Origin of the sequence: Stenotrophomonas sp. S41, from assembly GCF_016624625.1 — a bacterium.
In the GTDB taxonomy this organism is placed as follows: domain Bacteria; phylum Pseudomonadota; class Gammaproteobacteria; order Xanthomonadales; family Xanthomonadaceae; genus Stenotrophomonas.
In genome coordinates, this window is record NZ_JACVTV010000214.1 from 1 (window position 1) to 766 (window position 766).

Annotated in this window: 1 pseudogene; it reads right to left on the reverse strand. The window is 60.3% G+C overall.

The annotated features are described in order from the left end of the window. A pseudogene (locus IAE56_RS21190) lies at window positions 1–754 on the reverse strand (IS3 family transposase); the annotation flags it as partial. Window positions 755–766 lie beyond the last annotated feature (12 nt).

Sequence of the window (766 nt, forward strand, 5' to 3'; positions counted from 1 at the left end):
CAACCATTGGGAACTACGCAGCCCTCTCCGGGCTTGAGCAGGTTGGGATGTTTGCGGAAGCGATGATGGCTATCGGTGGTCTTGTGATACGCGCGACGTTGCGGCACCAGCAGGCGTGCCTCTCGCAGCACGTCAAATAGCCGGTCACGCCCGAGATCGATCCCCGCCGCCTGCAGTTTCGGCTCAATCAGATGGTGCAGTTTGCGCGTACCTACTCGAGGCTGGCGCGCGCGGCAGTCGCTCACCAGTGCCAGTGCCGTCGCATCAGCAGCAACTCTCCGCTGATAGCGATGCCCCGCCTGATAGAACGCCTGCCGACTGATGCCGAAATGGCGGCAAGCCCTCGCCACGCTTACGCCTTTGAGGCGCCTTTGCGTGAGGACTTGCCGGAAGGCTTTTTTACGATTTTCACCCCGTAATCCTCTTTGAGAACATCCACGATGGCCTCGAAGAGCTGCGCCTTCTCGTTTGCCTCCCGCAACTGGACCTGCAGGGCCTTGATCTGTTGTTCCGGCGTAAGCGGCTTGGCCGCCCCGGCTTTGGGGACAGTGCTCATGGGAGGCAATGATGCCCCAGCTGACCAATCTTGCCGACCATGCCGGCGAAGCCAGGAAAGGACCGTGCTGCGTCCCTGGATCCCGTAGCGCTCCTGGGCTTTTTTGTAGGTCAGTTCCCCGCGCTCGACCTGGTCGACCACCGACAACTTGAAGGCCAGCGAGTAATCCCGCTGGCTGCGCCTGATTGTTGATTTCATTGAACATTCCTT